Source organism: Intrasporangium sp. DVR, assembly GCF_040365325.1.
GTDB lineage: Bacteria > Actinomycetota > Actinomycetes > Actinomycetales > Dermatophilaceae > Intrasporangium.
Genome location: NZ_BAABZW010000041.1, coordinates 1 through 752, shown reverse-complemented (window position 1 = coordinate 752; position 752 = coordinate 1). Strand labels below are relative to the sequence as shown.

Sequence of the window (752 nt, the reverse complement as noted above, 5' to 3'; positions counted from 1 at the left end):
CGGACCGAGGCGAGCATCGCCTTGGCCTGCCCGGTGGTGGTGTCCTTCTTCGCCTGTCCCGGCAGGAGTTCCGCGAGCAGCGCCTGGAGCCGGTCGACGATCTGGACCCGCCGCCTGCTCAGCGCGTCGCGGCGATCCGACAGGATCCGCAGCGCCTCCAGGTCACCGTCGACCTGCAGCACCCGCAGGCCCGTGGTGCGTACCGCCACGACCGCGATCGAGTGCGCATCCAGCGCGTCGCTCTTGCGGCCCTGCCCGGTGTCGAAGAGCCGCACCCGCGCGGCGAGCTTGGCCGGGACATCCAGCACCCGTTCGCCGGCCTCCAGCAGCCGCTGCGCCAGCGGCCGGCCAGCGCCGTTGGCGCCCTCGACCGCCCAGGTGCGCTCCGGCCAGGCCTTCGCGTACCTGCGCATCGCCGCGTAGCCGGCCCGGTCCGTGGTGAACCGGCCCGAACCCAGGACCCTCTCGTGCTCGTCGAGGACCTCGATGGTGGCCGCCAGCTTGTGTGGGTCGACCCCGATGATGATGTGTTGCATCTGCTGCTCCTGCCTTCGCTCCTGACCGATGTGGACGGCGAGGTGGGCAGTGCTACTACGAGCAGGGCAGTCCCCTCTGGAGCCACGCCTCGTCACGGCGCCCGGCGGGGCCGCAGACCGATGGTGAGCCACACCGATCACGCTGGTGGGCAGCCCAATAGAGAGCGCCCCGCCGAGCACCTAATGGGAGTGCAGTCATCCCTCCGGAGCGATGGG

At 71.3% G+C, this 752-nt stretch carries 1 protein-coding gene; it reads right to left on the bottom strand.

Going from position 1 to position 752, the window contains the following annotated elements; genetic code table 11:
- Positions 1-536: IS110 family transposase (locus ABWV20_RS19135; RefSeq protein WP_353358050.1), on the bottom strand; the 536-nt coding region annotated here is incomplete at its 3' end.
- Between the last annotated feature and the right edge of the window lie 216 nt (positions 537-752).